Annotated in this window: 1 tRNA gene and 1 rRNA gene; both read right to left on the bottom strand. The window is 47.0% G+C overall.

Annotation, left to right across the window (positions count from 1 at the left end):
• Positions 1–192 precede the first annotated feature (192 nt).
• A tRNA-Ala gene (locus tag AC1DM9_RS34470) sits at positions 193–268 on the bottom strand.
• 107 nt (positions 269–375) lie between these two features.
• A 16S ribosomal RNA gene (locus AC1DM9_RS34475) occupies positions 376–489 on the bottom strand; the annotation flags it as partial.

Below are 489 nucleotides of genomic sequence, written 5' to 3' on the forward strand. Positions count from 1 at the left end.
TGATTTCGATTGATCCGTCGTTGAAGCCTTATTTCTTTGATTAATAACCTCTTTAGAGGTAGAAATAACGTCTTCAAAAGCCGTCTTCAATTCGAAACACCTCTCGCTTACGTAAAAACAGCTTTAAAGGATGTTTCAGCAATTCTTTTCTTTCGTTATCCAGTTTTCAAGGTGCAAATTGATAAAAGTTGTTGGTGGAGCCAAGCGGGATCGAACCGCTGACCTCCTGCTTGCAAGGCAGGCGCTCTCCCAGCTGAGCTATGGCCCCATACAAATTCCATCAAAGCTGAACAAATGGTTTTCACGTCTTGCGCTCAAAGCGCCATATACCGATAACTTGTATCCGAACCTCATCGGGTTCGGGTATTTCCTTAGAAAGGAGGTGATCCAGCCGCACCTTCCGATACGGCTACCTTGTTACGACTTCACCCCAATCATCTACCCCACCTTCGACGGCTAGCTCCCTTGCGGGTTACCCCACCGGCTTCG

Source organism: Paenibacillus sp. 01T431 (assembly GCF_056398625.1).